The sequence below is a fragment of the Microbacterium hydrocarbonoxydans genome (assembly GCF_023715885.1).
GTDB classification, from domain to species: domain Bacteria; phylum Actinomycetota; class Actinomycetes; order Actinomycetales; family Microbacteriaceae; genus Microbacterium; species Microbacterium hydrocarbonoxydans_C.
This window is the reverse complement of sequence record NZ_JAMBOY010000003.1, coordinates 410,357-435,477: the sequence shown is the minus strand read 5'-3', so window position 1 is coordinate 435,477 and position 25,121 is coordinate 410,357. Positions and strand designations below refer to the sequence as shown.

Genomic DNA, 25,121 nt, shown 5'->3' with positions numbered 1-25,121 from the left:
CAGCGTGGACATCGTCCGTCACGTCATCAACGGAGCAGAGACCGCGGAAGCGGCGCGATCGGGCGAGGTCTTCGACCCCGCCACGGGGCAGGTGACCAAGCGCGTCGCGTTCGCCTCGACGGCCGAGGTCGAGCAGGCGATCGCCGCAGCAGCCGCCGCTCTTCCCGCATGGCGCGAGACGAGCCTCATCAAGCGTGCCGACGTGTTCTTCCGCCTGCGCCAGCTGCTCAAGGAGCGCACACCCGAGCTCGCGGCGATCGTCACGTCCGAGCACGGCAAGGTGCTCTCGGATGCCGCGGGCGAGGTGTCGCGCGGGATCGAGAACGTCGAGTTCGCGGCCGGCCTCGTGCACCTCCTCAAGGGTGAGCGCAGCGAGCAGGTCGCCCGGGGTGTCGACGTGCACTCGGTCAAGCAGCCGGTCGGAGTGGTCGCCGCCATCACCCCCTTCAACTTCCCCGTGATGGTGCCGCTGTGGATGGTCGCCTCGGCCATCGCCTGCGGCAACACCGTCGTCCTCAAGCCGAGTGAGAAGGATCCCTCGGCCGCGGTCTGGCTGGCCAAGCTGTTCCAGGAGGCCGGCCTCCCCGACGGCGTGCTGAACGTCGTGCACGGCGACAAGGAGGCCGTCGACGCCCTGCTCGAGTCACCGCGCGTGAACGCCGTCAGCTTCGTCGGCTCCACGCCCATCGCCCGCTCGATCTACCAGCGCGCCTCGGCGAACGGCAAACGAGTCCAGGCCCTCGGCGGCGCGAAGAACCACATGGTGGTGATGCCGGATGCCGACATCGACGCCGCCGCCGACGCCGCCGTCTCCGCGGCCTACGGCTCGGCTGGCGAGCGATGCATGGCCGTGTCGGTGCTCGTCGCCGTCGGCGACGTGGCCGATGACCTCGTCGCCGCGATCGCCTCGCGCATCCAGGGCCTCACGATCGGCGCGGGCACCGACGACGCGAGCGAGATGGGACCGCTCATCACCCGCGAGCACCGCGACCGCGTGGCCTCGTACGTGACCGGTGCCGCCGCCGAGGGCGCCACGGTCGTCGTCGACGGCACCGAGAAGCGGTTCGACTCCGACGGATTCTTCATCGGCGTGAGCCTGCTCGACCACGTGGCCCCAGGGATGAAGGCGTACGACGACGAGATCTTCGGTCCCGTCCTCGGCGTCGTCCGCGTGGAGACCTATGCCGACGCGGTCGAGCTCGTCAACGCGAACGCCTACGGCAACGGCACGGCGATCTTCACGCGCGACGGCGGCACCGCCCGCCAGTACGAGTTCGACATCGAGGTCGGCATGGTCGGCGTGAATGTGCCGATCCCCGTGCCGATCGGCGCCTATTCGTTCGGCGGCTGGAAGGACTCGCTGTTCGGGGACTCGCACATCTACGGACCCGAGTCTGTGCACTTCTACACGCGCTCGAAGGTCGTCACGACCCGCTGGCCCGACCACACCCCGTCGCAGATCGATCTCGGATTCCCGAGCAACCACTGAGCGGCCCACGGAGAGAGATCATGACTGCTTTCACCGACCGTCACGGCACGTCCCACGAGATGCCGGCCCCCGATGCCGAGGCGCAGGTGCGCGCCGACGACCGCGGCCACGTGTTCCATTCCTGGAGTGCGCAGGGTCTCATCGACCCGCTCCCCGTCGCCGCCGGTGAGGGGTCGACCTTCTGGGACTACGCCGGCAACGCGTACCTCGACTTCTCCAGCCAGCTGGTGAACCTCAACCTCGGGCACCAGCATCCGGATCTCGTGTCGGCGATCCAGCGGCAGGCCGGTCGCCTCGCGACGATCCAGCCCGCCATGGCGAACGACGTGCGCGGCGAGCTCGCGCGTCTCATCGTCGAGGTCGCGCCAGAGGGCTTCCAGAAGGTGTTCTTCACCAACGGCGGCGCCGAGGCGAACGAGTACGCGGTGCGGATGGCGCGGCAGACGACCGGACGCCGCAAGGTGCTGTCGATGTACCGCAGCTACCACGGTTCCACGTCGACCGCGATCTCGCTCACGGGCGACCCCCGCCGCTGGGCGAACGACACGGTCGACTCGGGCTCCGTCCGGTTCTTCGGTCCGTATCTGTACCGCTCGCCCTTCCACTCCGAGACGCTCGAGCAGGAGTCCGAGCGCGCCCTCGCGCACCTCGAGCAGACGATCCAGCTCGAGGGCCCGAACACCATCGCGGCGATCATCATCGAGACCGTCGTCGGCACGAACGGCGTGCTCGTGCCACCGCCCGGCTACCTGCAGGGCGTGCGTGAGCTGTGCGACCGCTACGGCATCGTGTACATCGCCGACGAGGTCATGGTGGGGTTCGGCCGCCTCGGCGAGTGGTTCGGCGTCGACGCGTTCGACGCGCAGCCCGACCTCATCACGTTCGCGAAGGGCGTCAACTCCGGCTACGTGCCACTCGGCGGCGTCGTGATCTCCGAGCGCATCACGAAGGCGTTCGAGACGACGCCGTTCGCCGGTGGACTGACGTACTCGGGTCATCCGCTCGCGTGCGCCGCCGGGGTGGCGACGTTCGAGGTGTTCCGCCGCGACGGCATCCTGGAACGAGTGCGCGACCTCGGCGAGCGCATCGTCGAGCCGACTCTGCGTGGGTGGGTCGACAGTCACCCGAGTGTCGGCGAGATCCGTGGCCGCGGGCTCTTCTGGGCCGTCGAGCTCGTGCGCGACAAGGAGACGCGCGAGCCGCTCGTGCCGTTCAACGCCACCGGGGCGGATGCTGTTCCCATGGCGGCGTTCGCGGCGGCGGCGAAGAAGGCGGGGGTCTGGCCGTTCACGCACTTCAACCGCATGCACGTCGCGCCGCCGCTCGTGATCACCGAGGACGAGCTCGTCCGCGGCCTTGCCGTGCTCGACGACGCACTCTCGGTCGCCGACGAGCACGCCGCGGGCTAGACGAGGAACCCGCGCAGCAGGGCCTCGGAGCCGGCGAGGTGGTCGTTCATGGCCGCCTCGGCGGCATCCGGCCTGCCCGCGAGGATCGCCGACACGATGCGCTCGTGCTGCTCCCCCGAGTGCTGGATGTTGCGAGGCATGAGCGGGAAGGTGTCGAGCCAGACGTTGACCGAGGCGCGGTTCTCGGCGACCAGCGCCACGAGGGAGGGAATGCCCGCGGCCTCGGCGATCGCGAGATGCAGCAGCGTGTCCAGGCGGCGGTACTCATCGGGCCCCGCGGGAAGCGCCGCCTCGTGCCGGGCCCAGAGGTCGGCGCGCACGCCGGCGTCGAGCGAGCGCCCCGCGGCGGCCCGGGCGGCGCCCGTCTCGAGCACCCGTCGGAGGCCCAGGACGTCGTCGATCTCGGCGGGCGTCACGGCGCCGGCATCCGAGGGGTGCGGCAGCGGGTCCGCGACGAAGGTGCCGCCGTACCGGCCGCGCTTCGGCACCAGGTAGCCGGTGTCGGCGAGCTCCCTGATGGCGTCGCGCACGGTGTCGCGGCTGACGCCGAAGGAGGCCGCGAGCTCGCGCTCCGGGGGGAGCGACTCGCCGGGAGCGACGACGCCGAGCCGGATGGTCTGCACGAGCCGCGACACCGCGTCCTCGAGGGCGTTGCCGCGCCGCAGCGGGCGATACACCGCTCGCCGGACCTCGACGAGATCGCCGTCGGGGGCGTGATCGCTCATGGTCTCACCCTGTCACAGCACGATGGCCTGGACTCACAGCGGGGTGACGTAGGCGTTGGTGATGCCGCCGTCGACGACGAAGGCGCTGGCCGTGATGAACGAGGAGTCGTCGGAGGCGAGGAACGCCACCGCGGCCGCGAGCTCCTCCGGCTCGGCGAAGCGTCCCATCGGCACATGCACGAGACGACGCTGCGCGCGCTCGGGGTCCTTCGCGAAGAGCTCCTGCAGCAGCGGTGTGTTCACCGGGCCGGGGCAGAGGGCGTTCACCCGCACGCCCTGCCGGGCGAACTGCACGCCGAGCTCGCGCGACATCGCGAGCACGCCGCCCTTCGAGGCCGTGTAGCTGATCTGCGAAGTCGCCGACCCGAGCAGCGCGACGAACGACGCGGTGTTGATGATCGATCCGCGTCCAGCCGGCACCATGTGCCGCAGCGCCGCGCGGCTGCACAGGTAGACGCTCTTGAGGTTCACGTCCTGCACCCGGTCCCAGGCCGGCAGCTCGGTGGTCTCGATCGAGTCGTCGTCCGCGGGCGAGATGCCCGCGTTGTTGAAGGCGATGTCGATGCGGCCGAACTCCTCGGCGACGCCGTCGAACAGGGTGTTCACCTTCGCCTCGTCGGCCACGTCGACGGGGCGGAAGGCTCCGCCCACCTCGGCCGCGGCCTTCTCGCCGGTGGCGGGGTCGACGTCGGCGATGACGACGAACGCGCCCTCCTCGGCGAAGCGGCGTGCGGTGGCGAAGCCGATGCCGCTCGCACCTCCGGTGATGATGGCGACGCGGTCCTTGAGACGCTGGGTCAGGTCGATGGTCATTGCTCTCTCCGTTGCTGGGATGGATCGGGGGCGGGTGCCGCGGTCAGTCGTCGGTCGCGAAGAACACGTTCTTCGTCTCGGTGAAGTGCTCGGCGGCATCCGGTCCGAGTTCGCGGCCGAGGCCCGACGCCTTCATGCCGCCGAAAGGGGTGGCGTACCGCACGGACGAGTGCGAGTTCACCGAGAGGACTCCGCTCTGCACGCCGCGCGAAACCCGCACGGCCCGCCCGAGGTTCTGCGTCCACAGCGAGCCGGCGAGCCCGTAGATCGTGTCGTTCGCGAGGCGGATCGCGTCGGCCTCGTCGTCGAACGGCATCACGGCGACGACGGGACCGAACACCTCTTGCTGTGCGATCCGGTCGCCGGGGTCGGCGAGCACGACGGCCGGCGCGAACCAGAACCCGTCGCCCTGCGGAGCGCTGCCGCGGAACGCGATGTCCGCTCCGTCGAGGAACGACGCCACGGTGTCGCGGTGACCGGCGGAGATGAGCGGGCCCATGTCGGTCTCGGAGTCCGACGGATCGCCCACCCGCCAGGCGGCGACGGCCGGTTCGAGCAGCTCGAGGAAGCGGTCGTACACCGAGCGCTGCACGAGCAGACGGCTGCGCGCACAGCAGTCCTGCCCGGCGTTGTCGAACACCGAACCGGGCACGGCCGCGGCGGCCTTCTCGAGGTCGGCGTCGTCGAACACGATGTTCGCGCTCTTGCCGCCCAATTCGAGCGTCACCGGTTTGAGCGCCCGCGCGCATCCCGCGGCCACGTCGATGCCCACCTCCGTCGACCCGGTGAAGACGACCTTCCGCACGTCCGGGTGCGCGACCAGCCGCTGCCCGACGACCGAGCCCGAGCCCGTCACGACCTCGAACAGCCCCTCCGGCAGGCCGGACTCGAGGGCGAGCTGACCGAGACGGATCGCGGTCAGCGGGGTCAGCTCTGCGGGCTTCAGCACGACGGCGTTTCCGGCGGCGAGCGCCGGCGCGAACGCCCAGGCGGCGATCGTCATCGGGAAGTTCCACGGGACGATCACGCCGACCACGCCGTACGGGTCGTGGAACGTGACGTCGAGCCCGCCCGCGACGGGAATCTGTCGACCGGATAACCGCTCGGGGTCGGCGGAGTAGTAGTTGAGCACCTGCGCGACGTGCGCGGCCTCCCAGCGGGCCGACCCGATGGGGTGTCCGGAGTTGCGCACCTCCAGCTGCGCGAGCTCCTCGACAGCGCCCTCGACGGCCCGCGCGAACGAGCGCAGCGCGTCAGCCCGCGCGACGGGCGGGAGCGCGGCCCAGCGGCGCTGCGCGGCGACGGCGCGCGCGATCGCGGCATCCGTCTCCCCCACGTCGGCGCGCGGCACCTCGCGGATGGCGGAGCCGGTCGATGGGTCGATCACGGTGAAGGCGCTCATCGCGCGCTCTCCTTCCTGCGCGCGGCGAACGCGCGCGCCTGCGAGACGAGGTCGGCGAAGAGGCGCCGGTCCTCGGCGTTCTCCTCTGGGTGCCATTGCACGCCGACGACATGGCCGCCGTCGGTGTCGACGAATGCCTGCACGAGGCCGTCGTCGGAGTGGGCGGCCGCGACGAGCCCGTCGCCGAGCCTGTCGATGCCCTGGTGGTGGTAGCTGTGCACCCGCACGTCGCTCTCGCGGATGATGTCGGCGAACGCCGTGTCCTCCGCCACCTCGACGTCGTTCTCGGCGTACACTCCGCCGCCGATGCGGTATTTCTCGGTACCCAGCGACTCGGGCAGGTGCTGCTGCAGCGTGCCGCCGCGGGCGACGTTCACGAGCTGCAGCCCGCGGCAGATCGCGAGGACGGGGATGCGGCGGCGCTCCGCCGCCCGGAACAGGGCCAGCTCCCACGCGTCGCGGTCGACCCGTGCCGGGTCGGTGAGCGGATGCCGCTCCTCGCCGTACAGCTCGGGAGCCACGTCCGCTCCGCCGGACAGGACGAGGCCGTCCATCCCGGCGATCGCCGCGTCCGCGGCATCCGGGTCCTGAGGAGGAAGGAGCAGCGCGATACCGCCCGAGTCGGTCACCCCGGTGAGGTACTGCTCGGGCAGGAATGCTGCCCGCACATCCCATACGCCCTGCTGCGCGCGCTCGAGGTAGGTCGTGACGCCGATCAGGGGCGCCGGGTCAGAGGCGTTCGAAACCACGGATGCGCTCCCAGTCGGTGACGGCGGCGTCGTACGCTTCGAGCTCGATGCGCGCCTGGTTCAGGTAGTGCTCGACGACGTCATCGCCGAACGCCTGGCGAGCGATGGTCGATTCGCGGAACAGCTGCGCGGCCTCGCGCAGCGTGGTCGGCAGGTGGTCGACGGCATCCTCGTACGCGTTGCCTGTGAAGCGGTCGGGCAGGGGCAGCTCGTTCTCGATGCCGTACAGTCCGCCGGCGATGATCGCCGAGATGCCCAGGTACGGGTTCACGTCGCCGCCGGGGACGCGGTTCTCGACGCGCAGCGCCGATCCCTGTCCGACCACGCGCAGCGCGCAGGTGCGGTTGTCGATGCCCCAGGCGACGCCGGTGGGCGCGAAGCTGCCCTTCGCGAAGCGCTTGTACGAGTTGATGTTCGGCGCGTACAGCAGCGTGAACTCGCGCAGCGTGGCGAGGATGCCGGCGATCCAGTGCTCCATGACGGGGCTGAAGCCGTGCTCGCCGTCGCCCGCCATCACCGGGGCGCCTGACTCGTCGCGGAGTGAGAGGTGGATATGGCAGCTGTTGCCCTCGCGCTCGTTGAACTTCGCCATGAAGGTGATCGCCTGGCCGTGCTTGCCGGCGATCTCCTTGGCGCCGTTCTTGTAGATCGCATGCTGATCGGCCGTCTCGCGCACCTCGGCGTAGCGGAACGCGATCTCCTGCTGCCCGAGGTTGCACTCGCCCTTCACGCCCTCGCAGTACATGCCCGCGCCGTCCATGCTGTTGCGGATGTCGCGCAGCAGCGGCTCCATGCGCGTCGAGGCGAGCAGGTTGTAGTCGACGTTGTAGTCGGTCGCCGGGGTGAGTCCGTCGTACCTGCGGGCCCAGGCGTCGCGGTAGGTGTTCTCGAACACGATGAACTCGAGCTCGGTGCCGGAATAGGCGGTCCAGCCGCGCTCGGCGAGTCGGTCGCGCTGCCGGTCGAGGATCGCGCGTGGAGAGGGCCCGACGGGCTCGCCGTTCTGCCAGACCAGGTCGGCCATCACGAGCGCGGTGCCGTCGAGCCAGGGGATGCGGCGCAGCGTCTCGGCATCCGGTCGCAGCACCATGTCGCCGTAGCCGCGGTCCCACCCCGACATCGCATAGCCGTCGACCGTGTTCATGTCGACGTCGACCGAGAGGAGGTAGTCGCAGGCCTCGGCGCCGTGGTGAAGGATGTCCTCCTGGAACAGCCGCGCCGATACGCGCTTGCCGACGAGCCTGCCCTGCGCGTCCGCGAAGGCGACGATCACCGTGTCGATCTCACCGGCGGCGATGCCGGCGTCCAGCTGGTCGATGCTCAGATTGCCCGACATCCCACGCTCCGTTCTCCTGCGGTGAAGCGATCGGCCGATCGGCTTCGCCCTCAGAGTAGATGACCTCGTCGTCTAAAGGTAGACGAAACCACCATTGACTGTCACAATCATCCGCAAGGCGCACCCGGTGCCTGCACGCGAGCGAGCGGAGAGCGGATGTCTGGTCAGAGCAGTGAGTCCCGCAAGGTCGCCGGGGCGACCTATACCCGGGCGGGAAGCGAGTATTTCGAGAAGCGAACCCTCAAGCGATCCGCCGGCGTCTGGGGACTGTGGGGCCTCGCGGTCGCCGCCGTCATCTCGGGCGACTTCTCGGGGTGGAACTTCGGCATCGACTTCGCCGGCTTCGGCGGGATGCTGATCGCCTTCGTGATCCTCGTGATCATGTACTACGGCATGATCTTCTCGATCGGCGAGATGGCGGCAGCGATGCCGCACACGGGCGGCGCCTACTCCTTCGCCAGGTCGGCCATGGGACCCTGGGGCGGCCTGGTCACCGGAGCGGCCGAGACCATCGAGTACGTCGCGACCACGGCGGTGATCGTCTACTTCTCGGCGTCGTACGCGAACGGCATCACGAGCGAGCTGCTCGGCCTCGTCCTGCCGGGGTGGGTCTGGTACCTCATCCTCTACGTCGTGTTCATCGCTCTGAACTCCGCGGGCGCCGCGATCTCGTTCAGGTTCGCGATCGTCGTCTCGGTGATCTCGATCGGCATCATCCTCGTCTTCTCGGCGATGGCCCTGTTCTCGGGGGCCTTCAGCTGGGACGCGCTGTGGGACATCGTGCCCGACGAGGGGCAGTCGACGTTCCTGCCGCACGGCGTGCTGCCGATCCTCTTCGCCCTCCCGTTCGCGATGTGGTTCTTCCTCGGGATCGAGGAGCTCCCTCTCGCCGCCGAGGAGTCGCACAACCCGACCCGCGACATCCCCAAGGCCGGCTTCTGGGCCCGCGGCACGCTCATCGTCACCGGACTGTTGGTGCTGTTCCTCAACACGGGCGTCATCGGCGCCGAGGCGACCGGGACGGCCGGTGAGCCGCTGCTCGACGGATTCCGCGCCATCGTCGGCGACCAGCTCGCCGCCGTGCTCGCCCTGTTCGCCCTGATCGGCCTGCTCGCCTCGCTGCAGGGCATCATGTTCGCCTACGGACGCAACATGTACTCGCTCTCCCGCGCCGGCTACTACCCGCGCTTCCTCTCGCTCACCGGCAAGCGTCAGACCCCGTGGGTCGCGCTCGTCGTCGGCGCGGCGATCGGCTTCGTCGCCCTCATCGTGCTCGACGTGCTGGCCGCGCTCGACGCGGAGGGTGCGGGAACCGTCGCCGGAGCGATCGTCCTCAACATCGCGGTCTGGGGCGCGGTGCTCGCCTACGCGCTGCAGCTGATCTCGTTCATGATCCTGCGCCGCAAGTACCCGAACGTCGACCGCCCGTACCGCAGCCCGTGGGGCGTACCCGGTGCGGCGATCGCGCTGGTGATCGCGGCGCTGATCTTCCTCGGTTTCCTGCTCAATCCGACGTTCGGCCCCGCGATCATCGCCATCGCGATCGTGTACGTGGTGATCCTGCTGGGCTTCGGACTGTTCTTCCGGCACCGGCTCGTGCTCTCCCCCGAGGAGGAGTACGCGCTGTCCGGCGGCTCGCACGGCGATCCGCAGGCCGAGGGCTACGACGCGATGGAGGGTGAGGTGTTCGGCGGGGGCCGCTAGATCGAGGGGCGCGCCGGGGCCGTCACTTGCTGCTGAAGTCGAACGCCTTCAGCAGCTCGTCGACGGCCTTGTCGCGCTCGTCGCCGCCCTCCTCGAACATGTGCGTCACGTGCGTGCGCAGGTGGTTCTCCAGCAGCAGACGGTTGAGCGACTCGAGCGACCGCTGGATCGCCCTCGACTGCGTGATGATGTCCATGCAGTAGTCCTCGTTCTCGATCATCCGCGCGACGCCGCGCATCTGACCCTCCAGGATGCTGGTGCGGTGCAGGGCGCGCTTCTTGATGTCTTCGATCACGCTTCGAGCGTACGCGCCCAGACGACCTTGCTCACTCCTGGAAGGGGTTCCGGACCGCTCTTCGCGCTGCCGCTCGTGAAAGGATGACGTCATGCCGCGAACACCGATGGCGCTGCTCTCTCCCGCCGATCAGGAACGACGCCTCGCGCTGCGTCGGATGAAGGCCGTTGCGCTCGGCGCGCTGATCTTCATGGCCGTGCTGTTCGTGATCGCGTTCTGGCTGCAGGAGCGCCAGCCCTGGCTCGGCTACGTGCGCGCCGCGGCCGAGGGCGGCATGGTCGGTGCGCTCGCGGACTGGTTCGCCGTGACTGCCCTGTTCCGACGGCCGCTCGGACTCCCCATCCCGCACACCGCGATCATCCCGAGCCGCAAGAACGAGATCGGCCGCACGCTCGGCGAGTTCGTGGAGACGAACTTTCTCGAGGGATCGGTCGTGCGGGCGAAGCTGTCGACCACCGCGATCGCACGACGCGCCGGCGAGTGGCTGCGGGAGCCGCAGCACGCCGAGCGCGTCGGCGCGGAAGGTGCCACGATCGCGACAGCCGTCTTGAACGCGCTGAGCGATGACGACGTGCGCGACCTCATCACCGACCTCGCCCGCGAGCACCTCGTCTCACCCGAGTGGGGCCCTCCCGCCGGCGCCTGGCTCGAGAAGATCGTCGAGGCCGACGCGCACCACGGGGCCGTCGACCTCGCCGTCGACACGGTCGGCCGGTGGCTCGACGCGAACGCGGCCTCGTTCTCCGGACTCATCTCGCGCCGCCTGCCCGGGTGGGTTCCGAAGCTCGCGCACCGCTTCGTCGACGACACCGCCTACAACGAGGCGGTGAAGTTCGTCCGGGCCGTGCGCGACGACCCGAAGCACCCCGCGCGCGTCGCCATCGACGGATACCTCGCCCGACTCGCCGAGAATCTGCAGAACGATCCGGCGACCCGCGAGAAGCTCGAGAATGCCAAGGCCTCGCTGTTCGACAGTCCCCGCGTCGGGGCGCTGGCCGCCGAGGCGTGGAACACGGCGAAGAACGGGCTCCTCACCTCGCTCGCCGACCCCGAGAGCGGTCTTCGCCGACGCGCGGTGCAGGCGCTGCAGGAGGTCGGCGAGAGGCTGGCGACGGATGCCGCGCTACAGCGTCGCGTGGATACATGGGTCTCCGACGCTGCCGTGTTCCTCGTCGACCGCTACCGGCACGACATCGCGTCGATCATCACCGACACCGTCGAGCGCTGGGACCCCGCCGAGACGACCGAGAAGATCGAGCTGATGGTCGGTCGCGACTTGCAGTACATCCGTCTCAACGGCACGGTCGTCGGCGCCCTCGCGGGCCTTGCGATCTTCGCCATCGCGCACGCGCTCATCCCGGGCGCCTGACAGGAGCAGCCATGGCCCTCTCGCACGATCCGCTCTGGCCCAGGGCCGGCTCGTGGCCGGCCGTCGACGGCGAAGCGGATGCCGTGCTGCTCGGCGTTCCGACATGGCGCACCTCGCTCTCGCCGACCGGTGCGCACGCGACGCCCTCGGCGATCCGGGAGGCGCTCCCCCGCTACGGCACGACCGTGCTCGGACCGCCGATCGTCGACCTCGACGCGGCGCTGAGGATCGCGGATGCCGGCGACATCGCCGAGCCCGACGGCGACGAGGGCGAAGCGGAGACCATCGCCTGCGTGCGGGAGCTCTCCGGGGTCACCCGACTCGTGATCGCTCTCGGCGGTGACAACTCGCTGACCTACCCGGTCGCTCTCGGTTCGCGGGCCACGGGCCTCATCACGTTCGATGCACACTTCGATCTGCGCGACGGCGTCTCGAACGGCACGCCCGTTCGACGCCTGGTCGAAGACACGCCGGCGCGCGCGACGGTCGACACGGCGCGCATCGATCCCGCCAGGATCGTGCAGATCGGCATCGCCGACTTCGCGAACTCCGCCGCGTATGCGCGGCGTGCGGCGGAGTGGGGCATCCGCGTCATCCCTCTCGACGAGGTGCGCCGCCGGGGCGCCGCCGACGTCGTGGCCGAGGCTCTGGAGATCGCGGGGGCCGGCGGCGCGCCCCGCGTTCACCTCGACATCGACGTCGACGTCTGCGATCGTGCCGTCGCCCCTGGCTGTCCCGCGAGCGTGCCCGGCGGACTGGCCGCGTGGGAGCTGCGTGCCCTCACACGGGCGGTCGCCGCCGACGACCGTGTCGTGAGCGCGGACCTCGCGGAGATCGACGCGACGGCCGACGCCGAGGACGGGCGGACCGTCCGTCTCGCTGCGCTCTGCGTGCTGGAACTCCTCGCGGGACTCGCCTCCCGCTGAGCGCCGCCGCCGTCGGTGAAGACGAAGGTCCCCCGGGCTGACCCGGGGGACCTTCTTACGGTGGACCTAAGGGGATTCGAACCCCTGACCTCCTCGATGCGAACGAGGCGCGCTACCAACTGCGCCATAGGCCCGTGAACCTTCACTACGTTATCACGCTCGACGAGGTGGCTGCGTCCGCTGGGGTCACCCCGCAGCCCTCTTCGCGAGCAGTTCCCGCACGTGCGCTTCGATCTCCGCATCGTCGACGAAGCCCATCCGTGCGTACGGCGACGCCGCAGCGGGCGCGCGCTCGCCCTGCGGTGCGGGAAGACGAACGGGCGCCTCGGGCGCCATGCGCTCTGCACGCTCACGCAGTTCCGCCAGGCGAGCGGCCTTGCGGCGCTCCTCCTGAGCGTCCATCTCCGCTCGAGCCGTCTGGGCACGGGAACCCGCGACCGACACGAGTGGCTCAGGCAGCTGACGGGGCGTCCAGGTGGCGCGCCCTTGGTCGTGGAGGGGCGGCGACACGCGCTCGAGCACCTCGACTTCTTGGGGCGCCGTTCGGCGGACGGCACGACCGGCCACCGACGCCATGCGCTGCAGCAGCACCGCACCGATCAGGACAGCCACCCCGCCGAGCCACAGCAGGAGCTGTGCCTGAGCGGCGATGAGCTGCCAGACCCCGAGGCCGGTGGCGATGAGTCCGAGAAGCACGAGCGACGAGGAGGCGATGCGCACGCGCCGACGCGCGCGGGCCTGTCGCACCACGGGGTCGGCCTTGGCGGCGGCGAGCTGCTCACGGAGCACGGCGAGCTCCGCCGCCTCCTTCTCCGACTGAAGCCGCCTGGCGAGCTTCTGCTGAGCGAGCGCGGTGCGCGCGTTCAGCTCGAGGCGCACCTCCCCCGGCGTCTCACTGGTCTCGGCCAGCACTCGCAGAGCCTGGTTGAGACGGACGGCGTTCCGTTCGGCCGCGTCGTACTGGAAGCGTCCGCGCCAGGAGGGCAGCAGATAGAGCAGCCACAGGAGCACGGCGACGAGCACGATCACTCCCCCGCTCAGCACCGGCCCGTCCATGTCGACAACGGTACGGGAACACCGTTCGCGCGGGGGCTCAGTGAGGGCGCGTGTCGCGAGGGGATTCGCCGTGATCCGTGCTCAGAGGGAGAGGCGGTCCGTGGGCGGCACGTCAGCCGCGTGCACGGGCACCTGGCCGTTCAGCCATCTGGCGAGCACACCCTGCGGCACGTCCTCCCGCGTGAGTGCGAAGGCGTAGTGATCACGCCAGTCCCCGTCGATGTGGATGTACCGGCGACGCAGCCCCTCGTAGCGGAAACCGAGCTTCTGCACGACGCGAAGGCTCGCCGCGTTCTCCGGACGGATGCAGATCTCCATGCGATGCAGTCCGAACTCGGTGAAGCAGGCGTCGGTCGCCAGGGCGACGGCCGTCGGCGTGACCCCCCGACCCGCGAAGCGCTCACTCACCCAGTAGCCGATCGTCGCCGAGCACAATGACCCCCGGGCGACCCCCCACACGTTGAGCTGGCCCGCGATCTCGCCGTCGTACTCCATGACGAAGGGATATCCTCCGCCGTCGCGATACTGCTGCAGGAGGCGACGGATGCTGAGCCGCATGTCGAACGACACCGAGCCGTGCGGCACCGTAGCCTCCCACGGCTGCAACCAGGCTCGGTTCGACAGCAGTTCGTGCTGCAGCGACCGCGCGTCCCGCGACCGTACCAGGCGCAATTCGACCGGGCCGTGCCGCATCCCCGTCGCCTGATCCATCAGAATGCCCCCGACGCCCACGTCGCGCCTAGAGGCGTTCCGCGAAGTCCTTCAGCCAGGGGCGCAGCTCGGGACCGAGGTCTTCACGGTCGGAGGCGAGCTGGACGATGGCCTTGATGTAGTCGACGCGGTCGCCCGTGTCGTAGCGCCGACCGCGGAAGATGACGCCGGCGACTCCCGGACCGTCGGGGTCCGTCGCGAGTTCCTGCAGCGCGTCGGTCAGCTGGATCTCGCCGCCCTTGCCCGGCTCCGTCCGCTCGAGCACATCGAACACGGATGCGGGCAGCACGTAGCGGCCGATGATGGCGAGGTTCGACGGGGCGTCCTCCTGAGCGGGCTTCTCGACGAGACCGGTGACGCGCACGGCATCCGATCCCTCGAGCTCCTCGACGGCGGCGGCGCCGTACATGTGGATGCTGGAGGGATCGACCTCCATGAGGGCGACGACGGCCGCACCGGTGCGCTCGTGTTCGGCGATCATCTCGGTCAGCAGCGGGTCGCGCTCATCCATGAGGTCGTCACCGAGCAGAACCGCGAAAGAACTGTCGCCGACGTGCGTACGCGCGCGGAGCACGGCGTGCCCGAGGCCCTTGGGCTCGCCCTGACGAACGAAGTGGATGTCGGCGAGGTCGCTCGACTTCATGACGCGCTCGAGGCGCCCGGTGTCGCCCTTCTCCATGAGCTTCACCTCGAGCTCCGGCACGGAGTCGAAGTGGTTCGAGATGGCGTTCTTGTTGCGTCCGATGATGACGAGGATGTCTTCGATGCCCGCTGCCGCGGCCTCTTCGACGACGTACTGGATCGCGGGCTTGTCGACGACCGGCAGCATCTCCTTCGGCATCGCCTTCGTCGCCGGCAGGAATCGTGTTCCCAGTCCGGCTGCGGGAATGACGGCTTTGATCTTCTGGTGGCCCATCCCCACAGCCTAGTGGGACGCCTCGCCGTAGACTCTGAGGCATGGCGAACGACGTCGAGCACGAGAAGCGCGCACTCCGCGCGGAACTCCGCGAGCGGCGACAGCTGCTGAGCGATGCGCAGCGCGAGAACGCGGCATCCGCCATCGCCGAACGACTGGACGACCTGATCGAGGAACTCGGCGCTGGATCCATCTCGTGCTTCCTGTCGACGACGACCGAACCGGGCACCAGGGATTTCGTGAAAGCGGCCGTACGCCGTGGCATCCGCGTGCTGCTCCCCGTGACTCGCGCGGACGGACTCCTTGACTGGGCCGTCGCGAGCGACGACGACGAGACCTCCGAGGGCCTGTTCGGACTGCCCGAACCCACGGGCGAGGTCCTCGGCCCGATCGCCGTCAACGACGTCGATCTCATGATCATCCCCGCCGCCGCCGTCGACCGTACCGGCATGCGCATGGGGTGGGGTCGCGGCTACTTCGACAAGACCATCGGCTCGATGGAGAAGTGCCCACCCGTCTACGCCGTGATCTATGATTCCGAGGTGCTCGACTCCCTGCCGAGCGAGGTGCACGACCAGCCGGTGAACGGCGTCGTGACGCCGACCCAGACTCTTCTCCTGTCGCCCACGCGACGCTGACCGACGAGGACCGCCATGCCCACCTACGCCTACGCCTGCCGCGCCTGCGGCCACGCTTTCGACGCCGTGCAGAGCTTCTCCGACGACGCGCTGACGGTCTGCCCCGAGTGCGGAGGCGAGCTGCGCAAGCAGTACGGATCGATCGGCGTGACGTTCAACGGATCCGGCTTCTATCGCACCGACTCGCGGGGCGGGTCTGGAGCGAAGAAGGATGCTTCGGCATCATCGAAGTCAGAGTCGTCATCGAGCACGACCGCGGCGCCCGCTGCGGCACCGGCTTCCTCCTGACGCACGACCGATCGGAGAACTCTCATGCTCAAAGGCTTCAAGGACTTCCTGCTCCGCGGAAACGTGATCGACCTGGCCGTCGCCGTCGTCATCGGCACGGCGTTCACGGCGATCGTCACCGCCGTCGTGAACAGCCTCATCAACCCGCTCGTCGCCCTCTTCTTCGAGGCCGATGCGGCCGGCGAGTTCGGCCCCACCGTCACCAACATCTACGGCAACGAGGTCACCTTCCCGCTCGGTGACCTGATCTCGGCGATCATCAGCTTCCTCGCGGTGGCCGCGGTGGTCTACTTCGTCTTCGTCCTCCCCATGAACACGTTCAAGGCGCACGTCGAGGCACGCAAGGGCACCCCGGCCGAGGAGCCGCAGGAGGAGCCGGCCGCGGCGACCGAGACCGAGCTGCTCATCGAGATCCGCGACCTGCTCGCGCGCAGCAGCGCTCGCGATTGATCCGCATCGGGCGGCCGAGCGCCGCTCAATAGTGCGGCGGCACGTCTCCGAGCATCCGATCATCGTTCGGACCCTTCGTTCCCCGCGGGGCGGATGCCGGTGACTGCCGCCGCTCCGGAGTCTCCGGGGCGGGATCCGATCCGTCGACGGGCGTCAGGCGCGCGCGACGGCTGCCCGGCACCCGCACGACCCTCTGCCGCCGCTCGGCCTGCTCACGCCGCTCGGGATCCTCAGCCATTTCGGGGGTCGACGGTGTCGATCGGCTGCGTGTCGTCCTCGGCGCGCGGAGCCGACGGCGAGATTCCGAGGACTCCGGCGATACGGGTCGCCGCGGTGACCGGGTCGCTGTAGAGATCGAACGCGTGCACGCGCACGTAGTGCCAACCGAGTCGGCGGAGCACATGGGGCCTCAGCCGCAGGGTCTCGCGCAACGACTCGCCCCGGGTCTCGGGATCGCACTCGATCACGACGGCCTTGCCGCCGTGCTGCGCGACGAGGGGCAGCAGACCGCGGTAGTCGACGTCGACTGCCGCGCCGAGACGACGGAGCTCGCGCGCGAGAGCGAGGGTCAGCGGATCGGCGAGGTCCTCCAGGCGGGCGTCTCGTCCACGCGAGGCGAGCCCGCCGAGGATCGACATGAGCGTCGCCGCGCCGTACTCCAGACGCCCGTCGTCGAACGCCGACGGGCGGATCGACGACACGATCACCATGGATCGCCGAGCGCGGGTCATGCCGACGGTCAGGAGCCTCTCGCCGTCGGGGGTCGACAGATCGCCGAAGTCACTCAGGACGCGGCCGTGCTTGGTCAGGCCGAAGCCGAGCGACAGGATCACCCGATCCCGGCTCTCCGCCACGGACTCCTCAAGCGCGAGGACGGCGAAGGGCTCCGCGGTGTCGCGACCGACGAAGTCGGCGACGTCGGAACGCCCGGCGAACGCCGAGGTCACGGCAGCACGCACTCGCTCGGCGTGGCGCCGACTGGCCGTGACGACCATGAGCGACTCCTCCGGGCGGTGGACGGCGTGCTCGACGACGAGGGTCACCACTCTGGCGACCTCGGCATCTGGACTCTCGACCGCACCCGAGATCGGATCGGGGGCGCCGGTGCCGCCCTCGACGTAATCCACGGTCAGGCTGCCGCGTCCGAGGTACGAACCTGCCCAAGGCAACGACACGATCTCGCCGCCGTAGAACGCGTCGTTGATCAGCTCGGCGAGATCCTCGCCGCCCGCGCGGTAGCTGCGCGTGAGCGTCATCACCGGAAGCAGCTCGGACAGGCGCTCGAACACCGAGACGGCGTCGAAAGGCACCTCCGCCTCCCACGTCACGTCCGGGTCGACCGCGATGTGGAACGGGGTCGGCCGCTGCGTCACCGGGTCGCCGAACGCCACGACCTGGCGGGCGCGCCGGATGGCGGGTGCGGCTTCCGCGAGGTTGATGGCCGCCGCATCGACGAGGAGCACGGTGTCGAACTCGACGGAGTCGGGGATCTCGGGTACCAGATACGGCGAGGATATCCACACCGGCGCGAGCACGTCGACGAGGGTCGGCGCTGCACTCACGATCTCGGCGGTGGTCGAGCTCGCCTGTTTCAGCGCGCTGCGCAGGTGCTGCGACTGCTGCGGCTCGTCGACGATGGCGATCTTCCACTGGTTCGCGAGCTGCCACGCCAGCAGCGGTCCTGCCATCGCAGCATGGGCCTCGTCGACGAGACGGAAGTCGCGCTCGAGACGATCCACGACGGCGGTGTTCGCGCCGAGCAGCGAGCGGTCGTCCTGCAGCGCTCGTTCGAGAAGCGACTGCCACCACGCGAACTCGAGTTCGTCGCCGACGCGGGCTTCCGACACGTGCCGCACCGAGAGTTCGGCCAGCAGCGGCTCCAGCCCGAGGTCGGCGAGACGATCCCGAAGCTGTGCGCGCTCGACGAGGTTGTCGAACACGTCGGATTTCGCCGCGAGACCCGCGAGCATTCGCACCAACCGCGCCACCGGGAGCGACGCGAGCGGCTCGCGACGGCCCAGGGCGGCGTCGAGCTCGGACAGCTCTGCGGCGACACGCTGCCAGGAGGAGTACACCTCGGCGAGCCCCAGGGGGATCTCCGGAGCGACCCCGGCATCGACGCACCGCTGCCACTGCGTCCGCTGGGCTTGGATACGGAGGAGGGCCTCGTGCATCTCGGTGATGTGCACACCCGGTCGCACGTACTCCTTCGCGAGCCGGCGGAGACGACGGCGATTCGCGCCCGACATGCCTGGGGAATCGCGTCGCGATCCGTGCGCCTGGATGAGCTCACCCAGCGGTCGCTCGAAGACGGTCGGGCTGAACCGGTCGAGAGTGTCCCGGATCCCCTGCAGGAGACGCAGATACTCGCCCAGTTCGTCGATGGTCGAGAACGGGCGCATGTGCGTCTGGGCGATCAGGGCGTAGCCGCGCTCGAGAAGCGCGGGCACGCTGTCGGCGTGCAGACGCCCGGCGAGCTCGTGCGCCGCCCGCGCGGCTTCGGTGCTCGTGAAGGTGACGCCGTACCAGGGAGAGTCGTCGGGACCGAAGCGGAACTCGCCCAGGCGCGCTGCCTGTGCGAGGGCGGATGCCGCGGCCGACCGATCGCCGGCGAGGCGCCGCAGCGTCTCGGCACTGAGCCGGGCTGTCGTGGATGGCGGATGCGGGAGCGACGCCAGCCGCGTCAGGTGCCGTGTGGCGTCGAGGACCGAGGCGTCGGTGCCGACGGCGGGCGCGGTGAGCGCACGCCGGTAGTCGCGCAGCACCGTGCGCAGCCGCACGAGCGCATCGTCGACGTCGCTGACCTTCGGCGCAGTGGCCTTCTCATTCCGACCGATCGCGCGGACGAGATCCCGACGGACGCTCGCGGGCGAGACGGCCAGGCTGTCCAATCCGATCCCGGACAGGCGGTGTCGCACGCCGTCGAGCGTCGACCGTCGGGCCGACACCACGAGCACGCGCCTGCCGTTGCGCACGAGCTCGCCGAGCGCATTGATGACCGTCTGAGTGCCGCCGGTTCCCGGCAGGGTGGCGACCGTCAGCGAGTGGCCGGCGGCGATGCGGGCCAGCACTGCCTCCTGCTCGGCATCCGCGTCGAGGAGCAGATTGTCGGAGGCCGGCGCACGGTCATCCGGACCCGTGTGGTGAGGTGCGGGGCGGCGCGCCGAGACCTGTTCGCGGTCGCCGACATGGCCTCCGAGCGCATTGAGGACGAGGTGGTCGAGGTTCACCGCGTCCCGGGACATCGCGCCGCCGACATCCGCGAACGTCGAGACGACGAGCCTCGGTGTGACCGAGAACGTGTCGATGGAACGCGTGATGCCGCGCAGGCTGTCGATCACGGGCTGCGGCTTGAAGATCCCGCCGTCGTAGGCGAGCGCGGCGAGGGCTGCGGCGTCTATCGAGATCCCGAAGTGCTCACGTGCGATGCGCACGAGCTCCGGGTTGACCTCGAACGACCCCTGCAGCTTGAGTTCGAAATCGGAGTGGTGTCTGCGGATGGCGAGCGGCCTCAGGAGGACGGGGGCGGCGAAGTCCGCTCCCCCGATGCGCCATCCGGCGACGCCGACGGCGAGGTGAACGGCCTCGATGCCCCGCACCGTGCGCAGCTCGGTGTTCTTGGCGGTGATCCGCTCAGCGGCGAGTCGTGCGGTGCGGAGGCCGACCTCGTCGCGGAAGAGGTTCGAGAGCAGCGTCGACTTGCCCGTGATGAACTGGGGGAGGCTGCCCGGATGGGCCTTGGAGATGTCGATGCCGGACTCGACCGTGTCGCGGAACGTCACGAGCGGCGATGCTCCGCCGAGATCGGCGGCCTCCGCCCGCAGCCGAGTGCGCTCGGCTTCGGCGGCGTGAGCGACCTGCACGCCGGATGCCGAGTCGTGCAGCTCGCCGAGGGTCACCGAGGCGTCGTTCGCTGCGTCGTCCACAGCCTTGCCTTCTCGTCGCCACACAACTCACACATTAGGCGCGACCCGGCGCGACCGCGGTATCCCTGGCGGGTTTCACGGCATTTCAGGCCGCTCGGGCGGCTGCAAGCCCCACCGACTCCTTCTGCACGAAGGGTCGATGCCGCGATCGATCCACGGAAGCCATCGCGCGAGCCGAACTCGTCCCCGCGACGAAGGCGGGGCCGTCAGGATGGATCCATGACCTTCCGCTACGACTTCGCCCCCACGCCGTTCGGCGACGCCCTCGCGGTCTTCTCGGATCAGGGGATCGTGCGCTTCGACCTCTCCGAAGCGGCCGACCCTTCGGTTCCGTGGCTGCTCGAGAACGTGGCCCACCAGTTGCAGGCGACCCCCGAACCCGACCCCGGTGCCGCCGACGATCTGGTCTCCGTGCTCGACGACTACTTCGACGGCGTACCGGTGCGCTTCGATGAGCATCTGCCGTTCGACTGGCGCCTGACCTCCGGTTTCGCGCGGACAGCTCTGCAGGTGATCAGCGAGATCGAGTGGGGACAGACCCTGAGCTACGGCGAGGTTGCGGTTCTGGCGGGGCACCGGGGGGCGGCGCGCGCCGTAGGCACGGCGTGCCGTCACACCCCTTTCTCGATCATCGTCCCGGTGCACCGGGTCGTCCGGGCGGACGGAACACCGGGCCAGTACGGCGCGCACCCGGAGCGCAAGCGGTACCTGCTCGACCTCGAGTCCCAGAGGTGACCGCGCTCCGGCAAGACGGCGTGGACCCCGGCGTGTAGGCCGCCGGGGTCCACGCGAGCGCCGGCGTCGATCGACGAGCGATCGGTCAGGGCGGAGACTCGGTCAGTGGTCCACCGCCTTCTCTGCTCCGAAGCCCGTGAGGGAGCGCACCTCCATCTCGGCGGCGAGCTGTGGCGATTCCTTCGTCCTGCTCGTCACGGTGCCGAGCCAGCCGAGGAAGAAGCCGAGCGGGATCGACACGATGCCCGGGTTGTTCATCGGCCACAGCACGATGTCGATGCCGGGGATCATCGAGGTCGGCGACCCCGAGAAGACCGGCGACAGCACGATGAGGATGATGGCCGCTCCCAGACCGCCGTACATGCTCCACACGGCACCGCGAGTGGTGAAGCGACGCCAGAACAGCGAGAACAGGATCGTCGGCAGGTTGGCCGAGGCCGCGACCGCGAAGGCGAGGGCGACGAGGAAGGCGATGTTCTGCCCCTGCGCGCCGATGCCGCCGACGATCGCGAGGATGCCGATCACGACCACCGTGCGGCGGGCGACGCGCACCTCGCCGTTCGGATCCGGTTCGACGGCCTTACCCGCGGCATCCTTCTTCCCCTTCTGGATGACGTTCGCATAGATGTCATGCGCGAAGGACGCAGCCGCCGTGATGGTGAGTCCGGCCACCACGGCCAGGATCGTGGCGAACGCCACGGCCGAGATGAAGCCGAGCAGCACAGGCCCGCCGAGGTACAGGGCGAGCAGGGGTGCCGCGGAATTCGGTCCGCCGGGGGCGGCGGCGATGACGTCCGCGCCCACCAGCGCTCCGGCGCCGTAGCCCAGCACGAGGGTCAGCAGGTAGAAGCCGCCGATGAGCCAGATCGCCCACACGACCGAACGGCGGGCCTCCTTCGCCGTCGGCACGGTGTAGAAGCGCATGAGAACATGCGGGAGACCGGCCGTGCCGAGCACGAGCGCCATGCCCAGCGAGAGGAAGTCCCAGGGATTCGCGCCGTACTGCAGTCCCGGCCCGAGGATCGCCTCTCCCTTGTCGGAGTTCGCGACGGCCGCCTCCAGGAGCGTGTTGAGGTTGAAGCCGTTGATCGCGAGCACCCAGATCGTCATGGCGAGCGCCCCGCCGATCAGCAGGAAGGCCTTAACGATCTGAACCCAGGTCGTGCCCTTCATGCCGCCGATGAGCACGTAGACGATCATCAGCACCCCGACGACGGCGATCACGACGGACTGGCCGACCCGCCCGTCGATGCCGAGCAGAAGCGAGACCAGGCCGCCCGCCCCTGCCATCTGCGCGAGCAGATAGAAGAAGCACACCGCCAGCGTCGTGATCGCCGCAGCCATGCGAACGGGGCGCTGCTTCAATCGGAACGACAGCACGTCGGCCATCGTGAACTTCCCGGTGTTGCGCATCAGCTCCGCCACGAGCAGCAGCGCCACCAGCCATGCGACGAGGAATCCGATCGAATACAGGAAGCCGTCGTATCCGTTGATCGCGATGGCTCCGCAGATGCCCAGGAATGACGCGGCGGAGAGATAGTCGCCCGCGATCGCGAATCCGTTCTGCGGCCCGGTGAAAGAACGTCCAGCGGCGTAATAGTCCGCGGCCGTCTTGTTGTTGCGGCTCGCCCGGATGACGATGAAGAGCGTCACGGCGACGAATGCGACGAAGATCGAGATGTTCAGGATCGGGTTGCTCTCGACGGCGAGTGATTCGCTCGCCGCGTGCACGGCGCTCACGCCTCACCCTGCGCATTCTCGAGATCCCCGCGGATCTCGCTGGCGATCGGGTCGAGCCTTCTATTCGCGAATGCGACGTAGCCCATCGTGATGGCGAAGGTCGTCACGAACTGACCGAGCCCGAACAGGAGCCCGACCGTGATATCTCCCCAGACGCGCTGCGCCATGAATTCCGTGGCGAATGCCGCGAGCAGGACGTACACGAAGTACCAGATGAGGAAGAACGCCGCGAGCGGGAAGATGAATGATCGCTGCGTCCGTTTGAGAGTGCGGAATCGAGAGGACTGCTCGACGGCGATGTAATCGATCGCTCCCGCCGAATCGGCCGTTGTGTGGTCGCTCATGGGGCCTCCTTGCCACATGTTCGTCGGCTCGCACGGGGGTGCCGGGCGAGTGGTAGGGTCGACGCTACGAAACGGGGAACGGCGCCGTCACCCCCGAAAGTAGGTAGTCGTGAGCGCTCCCACCGGCATGGAGTCCGAGACCGAGCTCGTCGCCCGCGCGGTGCGCGAGCTCGCTCAGCGCACCCGATTCCCCGTGGCCTTCGGCGGTCTGATCGACGAGGGCGTGGTGAGCGTCACGAGCATCGTCGGGAATCGCACCCACAGTCTCGATGGACTTCGCGTCCGGCCCGAACGGGGCCTCGGCGGACGGGCGATGATCGAGCTGCGGCCGCGCATGACCAACGACTACGGCTCATCGCAGCAGATCACCCACGACTATGACGTCTTCGTCCTCGGCGAAGGCCTTCGTACGCTGCTCGCGCTGCCCATCGTCGTGAGCGGGCGACCGCGCGGTGTGCTGTACGCCGGAGCCTGGGATCGCACGCCGGAGGGCGGGGTCACGACGGCTCCCGCCATGCAGGTCGCGCAATCCGTGGCGGACGAGCTGCGCATCCGCGACGAGGTGGCTCGTCGTCTGCGCGCCGTCGACCCGACCGCCGACTCCGTCGCCACTCCGCAGCGCGAGGAGCTGCGGGAGAGCTTCGCGGAACTGCGCAGCATCGCCGCCGCCGTCGACGACCCCGGCCTTCGCGAGAGGATCGCCCAGGTGGAGCATCGATTGGTGGCGCTGGCGGGCGACTCGGTGACGACCGCGACCGCCCCCGTTCCGACCGTGCATCTCTCCCGCCGCGAGACCGATGTCCTGGCCTGCGCGGCTCTCGGCGCAACGAATGCGGAGATCGCTCTGCAATTGGGTCTGCGAGAGGGAACGGTCAAGGCGTATCTCGGCACAGCCATGTCGAAACTCGACGCATCGACGCGTCATGCCGCTGTGGCGAAAGCGCGCCGTTTCGGGTTGCTGCCCTGACGACGACCCGCGGGCGCTTTTCGACCGAATCATCGTCAGCTGCGTAATCCGCGTTGTCCTCATTGCGCCGCGCCCGGTATCGTCTTTTCCATGGCGAAGAGAATTGTGCACCAACTGGTCGACGACATCGACGGCACCGTCCTGGAGGCGGGCGAAGGCGAGACCGTGCATTTCTCGCTGAACGGCACGGCTTACGAGATCGATCTGAATGACGATCACGCGAAGGAATTGCGCGCAGCATTCGAGCCGTACATCTCCGCGGGTCGCCGCGCAGGCGGCGGCTCCTCCTCCTCGCGTTCGACGGGCTCACGCAAGCGGGCCACGAGGAATCCCGAGGTCGCGGCCATCCGCGCCTGGGCGAACGACAACGGCTACAGCCTCTCGGAGCGCGGTCGTATTCCGGCCCCCGTCATCGAGGCGTACAACGCCGCGCACTGAGACTCAGTCGGAGACCACGTCTCCGGTTTGCGCCCATGGCTCATCCCGGAGCGTGATCTCCTGAGTCATGTCGGCGAGGAAGCGGATCACGACATCGCGCTCCTCGCGCGTCAATCGGGCGGCCGAATAGAACCGCTTGGCCTGTTGCGCGCCCACGGTATCCATCGCCGCCTGACGGGTCTCCGGGCTGATCGTGATCGCGAGTGCACGCCGATCGGTGGGGTGCGGTGCGCGACGGATGTGGCCACCGCGCTCGAGTCGGTCGAGCAGCTTCGTCGTCGACGCGGTCGAGATCCCGAGATGCGTCGCGATGCCTCCAGGAGTCGCAGTCACGCCCTTGTTCGCGCACACGATCAGATAGTGCAGCGCCCGCATGTCGGTGTCATTGAGGCGCATGTACCGGCGCGACGCGAGAGACAGCTTCTGCTCGGCATCCCTGAGTTCGCCGATCGCTCCCATGAGCGCCGCGATCTGTCGGAGGTCCTCCGGTGCGACTCCGCTGCGGTCGATGAGCGAGCTTCGCGGGTCACTGGCCTCCACGTCGTAGATCGCGGCATGCGCGAGTCCGTCTGAGGAGAAGCCGGTTGCGTCGCGCGCGTCCGACACGGCACCCTCGACGGGGCTGGCGGCGGATCGCTCGTTCATGCCATCATGCTACACACCATTGGAATCATGTTATGTTGATTATTAGCTAA

Annotated in this window: 25 protein-coding genes and 1 tRNA gene; 11 read left to right on the top strand and 15 right to left on the bottom strand. The window is 69.2% G+C overall.

The features are described from left to right. Positions 1 to 4: 4 nt before the first annotated feature. Positions 5 to 1,489, top strand: a complete 1,485-nt coding sequence (locus M3195_RS10500; protein ID WP_251587249.1) for a CoA-acylating methylmalonate-semialdehyde dehydrogenase — start codon at positions 5 to 7, stop codon at positions 1,487 to 1,489. 20 nt (positions 1,490 to 1,509) lie between these two features. Next, positions 1,510 to 2,898 carry an aspartate aminotransferase family protein gene (locus M3195_RS10495; protein ID WP_251587247.1) on the top strand — a complete coding sequence of 463 codons (1,389 nt, stop codon included), beginning with the start codon at positions 1,510 to 1,512 and terminating at the stop codon, positions 2,896 to 2,898. Here the strand turns inward: M3195_RS10495 and M3195_RS10490 are convergent. Genes M3195_RS10490 through M3195_RS10470 form a run of 5 tightly spaced genes read right to left on the bottom strand, consistent with a single transcriptional unit; the run spans position 2,895 to position 7,923 of the window. Next, positions 2,895 to 3,623 (bottom strand): FadR/GntR family transcriptional regulator, encoded by a 729-nt coding sequence (locus tag M3195_RS10490; protein WP_251587246.1) that lies wholly within the window; start codon positions 3,621 to 3,623, stop codon positions 2,895 to 2,897. The genes M3195_RS10495 and M3195_RS10490 overlap by 4 nt on opposite strands. A 33-nt stretch (positions 3,624 to 3,656) precedes the next feature. Beyond that, complete coding sequence (locus M3195_RS10485) at positions 3,657 to 4,436, bottom strand: 3-oxoacyl-ACP reductase (protein WP_251587245.1); 780 nt, start codon at positions 4,434 to 4,436, stop codon at positions 3,657 to 3,659. Positions 4,437 to 4,479: 43 nt separating this feature from the next. Next, positions 4,480 to 5,838, bottom strand: a complete 1,359-nt coding sequence (locus M3195_RS10480; protein WP_251587244.1) for an aldehyde dehydrogenase family protein — start codon at positions 5,836 to 5,838, stop codon at positions 4,480 to 4,482. Then, positions 5,835 to 6,587, bottom strand: a complete 753-nt coding sequence (locus tag M3195_RS10475) for a gamma-glutamyl-gamma-aminobutyrate hydrolase family protein (protein ID WP_251587243.1) — start codon at positions 6,585 to 6,587, stop codon at positions 5,835 to 5,837. The genes M3195_RS10480 and M3195_RS10475 overlap by 4 nt, the downstream gene beginning before the upstream one ends. Further along, positions 6,568 to 7,923, bottom strand: coding sequence for a glutamine synthetase family protein (locus M3195_RS10470; protein WP_251587242.1), 1,356 nt, complete (start codon positions 7,921 to 7,923; stop codon positions 6,568 to 6,570). The genes M3195_RS10475 and M3195_RS10470 overlap by 20 nt, the downstream gene beginning before the upstream one ends. 156 nt (positions 7,924 to 8,079) lie before the next feature. Here M3195_RS10470 and M3195_RS10465 point away from each other — a divergent pair, with 156 nt between their 5' ends. Further along, positions 8,080 to 9,627 carry an amino acid permease gene (locus tag M3195_RS10465; RefSeq protein ID WP_251587241.1) on the top strand — a complete coding sequence of 516 codons (1,548 nt, stop codon included), beginning with the start codon at positions 8,080 to 8,082 and terminating at the stop codon, positions 9,625 to 9,627. 22 nt (positions 9,628 to 9,649) lie between these two features. On the opposite strand, the gene M3195_RS10460 is transcribed toward M3195_RS10465, so the two are convergent. Then, positions 9,650 to 9,922, bottom strand: a complete 273-nt coding sequence (locus M3195_RS10460; protein WP_096713861.1) for a metal-sensitive transcriptional regulator — start codon at positions 9,920 to 9,922, stop codon at positions 9,650 to 9,652. Positions 9,923 to 10,013: 91 nt separating this feature from the next. On the opposite strand from M3195_RS10460, the gene M3195_RS10455 reads away from it, so the two are divergent. Together M3195_RS10455 and M3195_RS10450 are read left to right on the top strand one after the other, a co-directional pair. Beyond that, complete coding sequence (locus M3195_RS10455; protein ID WP_251587239.1) at positions 10,014 to 11,291, top strand: DUF445 domain-containing protein; 1,278 nt, start codon at positions 10,014 to 10,016, stop codon at positions 11,289 to 11,291. A gap of 11 nt (positions 11,292 to 11,302) precedes the next feature. Further along, complete coding sequence (locus M3195_RS10450; RefSeq protein ID WP_251587238.1) at positions 11,303 to 12,217, top strand: arginase family protein; 915 nt, start codon at positions 11,303 to 11,305, stop codon at positions 12,215 to 12,217. Between the two features lie 61 nt (positions 12,218 to 12,278). On the opposite strand, the gene M3195_RS10445 is transcribed toward M3195_RS10450, so the two are convergent. The 4 genes from M3195_RS10445 to galU all read right to left on the bottom strand — a co-directional run bounded on the left by M3195_RS10445 (position 12,279) and on the right by galU (position 14,900). Next, positions 12,279 to 12,351: transfer RNA gene (locus M3195_RS10445), tRNA-Ala, on the bottom strand. A gap of 52 nt (positions 12,352 to 12,403) precedes the next feature. Beyond that, the gene (locus M3195_RS10440) at positions 12,404 to 13,273 is read right to left on the bottom strand and encodes a hypothetical protein (RefSeq protein WP_251587237.1); all 870 of its coding nucleotides are present in this window, start codon (positions 13,271 to 13,273) and stop codon (positions 12,404 to 12,406) included. A gap of 81 nt (positions 13,274 to 13,354) precedes the next feature. Beyond that, positions 13,355 to 13,966 (bottom strand): GNAT family N-acetyltransferase, encoded by a 612-nt coding sequence (locus tag M3195_RS10435; RefSeq protein WP_251587582.1) that lies wholly within the window; start codon positions 13,964 to 13,966, stop codon positions 13,355 to 13,357. Between the two features lie 46 nt (positions 13,967 to 14,012). Then, positions 14,013 to 14,900, bottom strand: a complete 888-nt coding sequence (gene galU, locus M3195_RS10430) for a UTP--glucose-1-phosphate uridylyltransferase GalU (protein ID WP_251587236.1) — start codon at positions 14,898 to 14,900, stop codon at positions 14,013 to 14,015. Between the two features lie 41 nt (positions 14,901 to 14,941). Here galU and M3195_RS10425 point away from each other — a divergent pair, with 41 nt between their 5' ends. The 3 genes from M3195_RS10425 to mscL are packed head-to-tail and all read left to right on the top strand — an operon-like array spanning position 14,942 to position 16,276. Continuing rightward, positions 14,942 to 15,538: a 5-formyltetrahydrofolate cyclo-ligase gene (locus M3195_RS10425; RefSeq protein ID WP_251587235.1), complete on the top strand. Its 597-nt coding sequence runs from the start codon at positions 14,942 to 14,944 to the stop codon at positions 15,536 to 15,538. 15 nt (positions 15,539 to 15,553) lie between these two features. After that, positions 15,554 to 15,826: an FmdB family zinc ribbon protein gene (locus tag M3195_RS10420; RefSeq protein WP_251587226.1), complete on the top strand. Its 273-nt coding sequence runs from the start codon at positions 15,554 to 15,556 to the stop codon at positions 15,824 to 15,826. Between the two features lie 24 nt (positions 15,827 to 15,850). Further along, positions 15,851 to 16,276, top strand: coding sequence for a large conductance mechanosensitive channel protein MscL (gene mscL / locus M3195_RS10415; protein WP_251587224.1), 426 nt, complete (start codon positions 15,851 to 15,853; stop codon positions 16,274 to 16,276). 25 nt (positions 16,277 to 16,301) lie between these two features. Here mscL and M3195_RS10410 read toward each other — a convergent pair whose 3' ends face one another. Both M3195_RS10410 and M3195_RS10405 read right to left on the bottom strand, forming a co-directional pair. After that, the gene (locus M3195_RS10410) at positions 16,302 to 16,514 is read right to left on the bottom strand and encodes a hypothetical protein (RefSeq protein WP_251587216.1); all 213 of its coding nucleotides are present in this window, start codon (positions 16,512 to 16,514) and stop codon (positions 16,302 to 16,304) included. Continuing rightward, on the bottom strand, positions 16,507 to 20,202 hold the full coding sequence (locus M3195_RS10405; RefSeq protein WP_374209318.1) for an AAA family ATPase: 3,696 nt from the start codon (positions 20,200 to 20,202) through the stop codon (positions 16,507 to 16,509). Before M3195_RS10405 ends, M3195_RS10410 begins: the two co-directional genes overlap by 8 nt. A gap of 219 nt (positions 20,203 to 20,421) precedes the next feature. On the opposite strand from M3195_RS10405, the gene M3195_RS10400 reads away from it, so the two are divergent. Further along, positions 20,422 to 20,937 (top strand): methylated-DNA--[protein]-cysteine S-methyltransferase, encoded by a 516-nt coding sequence (locus tag M3195_RS10400; RefSeq protein WP_251587214.1) that lies wholly within the window; start codon positions 20,422 to 20,424, stop codon positions 20,935 to 20,937. Between the two features lie 102 nt (positions 20,938 to 21,039). Here M3195_RS10400 and M3195_RS10395 read toward each other — a convergent pair whose 3' ends face one another. After that, on the bottom strand, positions 21,040 to 22,677 hold the full coding sequence (locus tag M3195_RS10395; protein WP_251587212.1) for a solute symporter family protein: 1,638 nt from the start codon (positions 22,675 to 22,677) through the stop codon (positions 21,040 to 21,042). Next, positions 22,674 to 23,021, bottom strand: a complete 348-nt coding sequence (locus M3195_RS10390; RefSeq protein ID WP_251587210.1) for a DUF485 domain-containing protein — start codon at positions 23,019 to 23,021, stop codon at positions 22,674 to 22,676. Before M3195_RS10390 ends, M3195_RS10395 begins: the two co-directional genes overlap by 4 nt. A 109-nt stretch (positions 23,022 to 23,130) precedes the next feature. Here M3195_RS10390 and M3195_RS10385 point away from each other — a divergent pair, with 109 nt between their 5' ends. Beyond that, positions 23,131 to 23,988: a LuxR C-terminal-related transcriptional regulator gene (locus M3195_RS10385; RefSeq protein ID WP_251587208.1), complete on the top strand. Its 858-nt coding sequence runs from the start codon at positions 23,131 to 23,133 to the stop codon at positions 23,986 to 23,988. Between the two features lie 90 nt (positions 23,989 to 24,078). Beyond that, positions 24,079 to 24,426 carry a histone-like nucleoid-structuring protein Lsr2 gene (locus M3195_RS10380; protein WP_251587206.1) on the top strand — a complete coding sequence of 116 codons (348 nt, stop codon included), beginning with the start codon at positions 24,079 to 24,081 and terminating at the stop codon, positions 24,424 to 24,426. A gap of 3 nt (positions 24,427 to 24,429) precedes the next feature. Here the strand turns inward: M3195_RS10380 and M3195_RS10375 are convergent, their stop codons facing one another. Next, positions 24,430 to 25,071: a MarR family winged helix-turn-helix transcriptional regulator gene (locus M3195_RS10375; protein WP_251587204.1), complete on the bottom strand. Its 642-nt coding sequence runs from the start codon at positions 25,069 to 25,071 to the stop codon at positions 24,430 to 24,432. Positions 25,072 to 25,121: the final 50 nt, after the last annotated feature.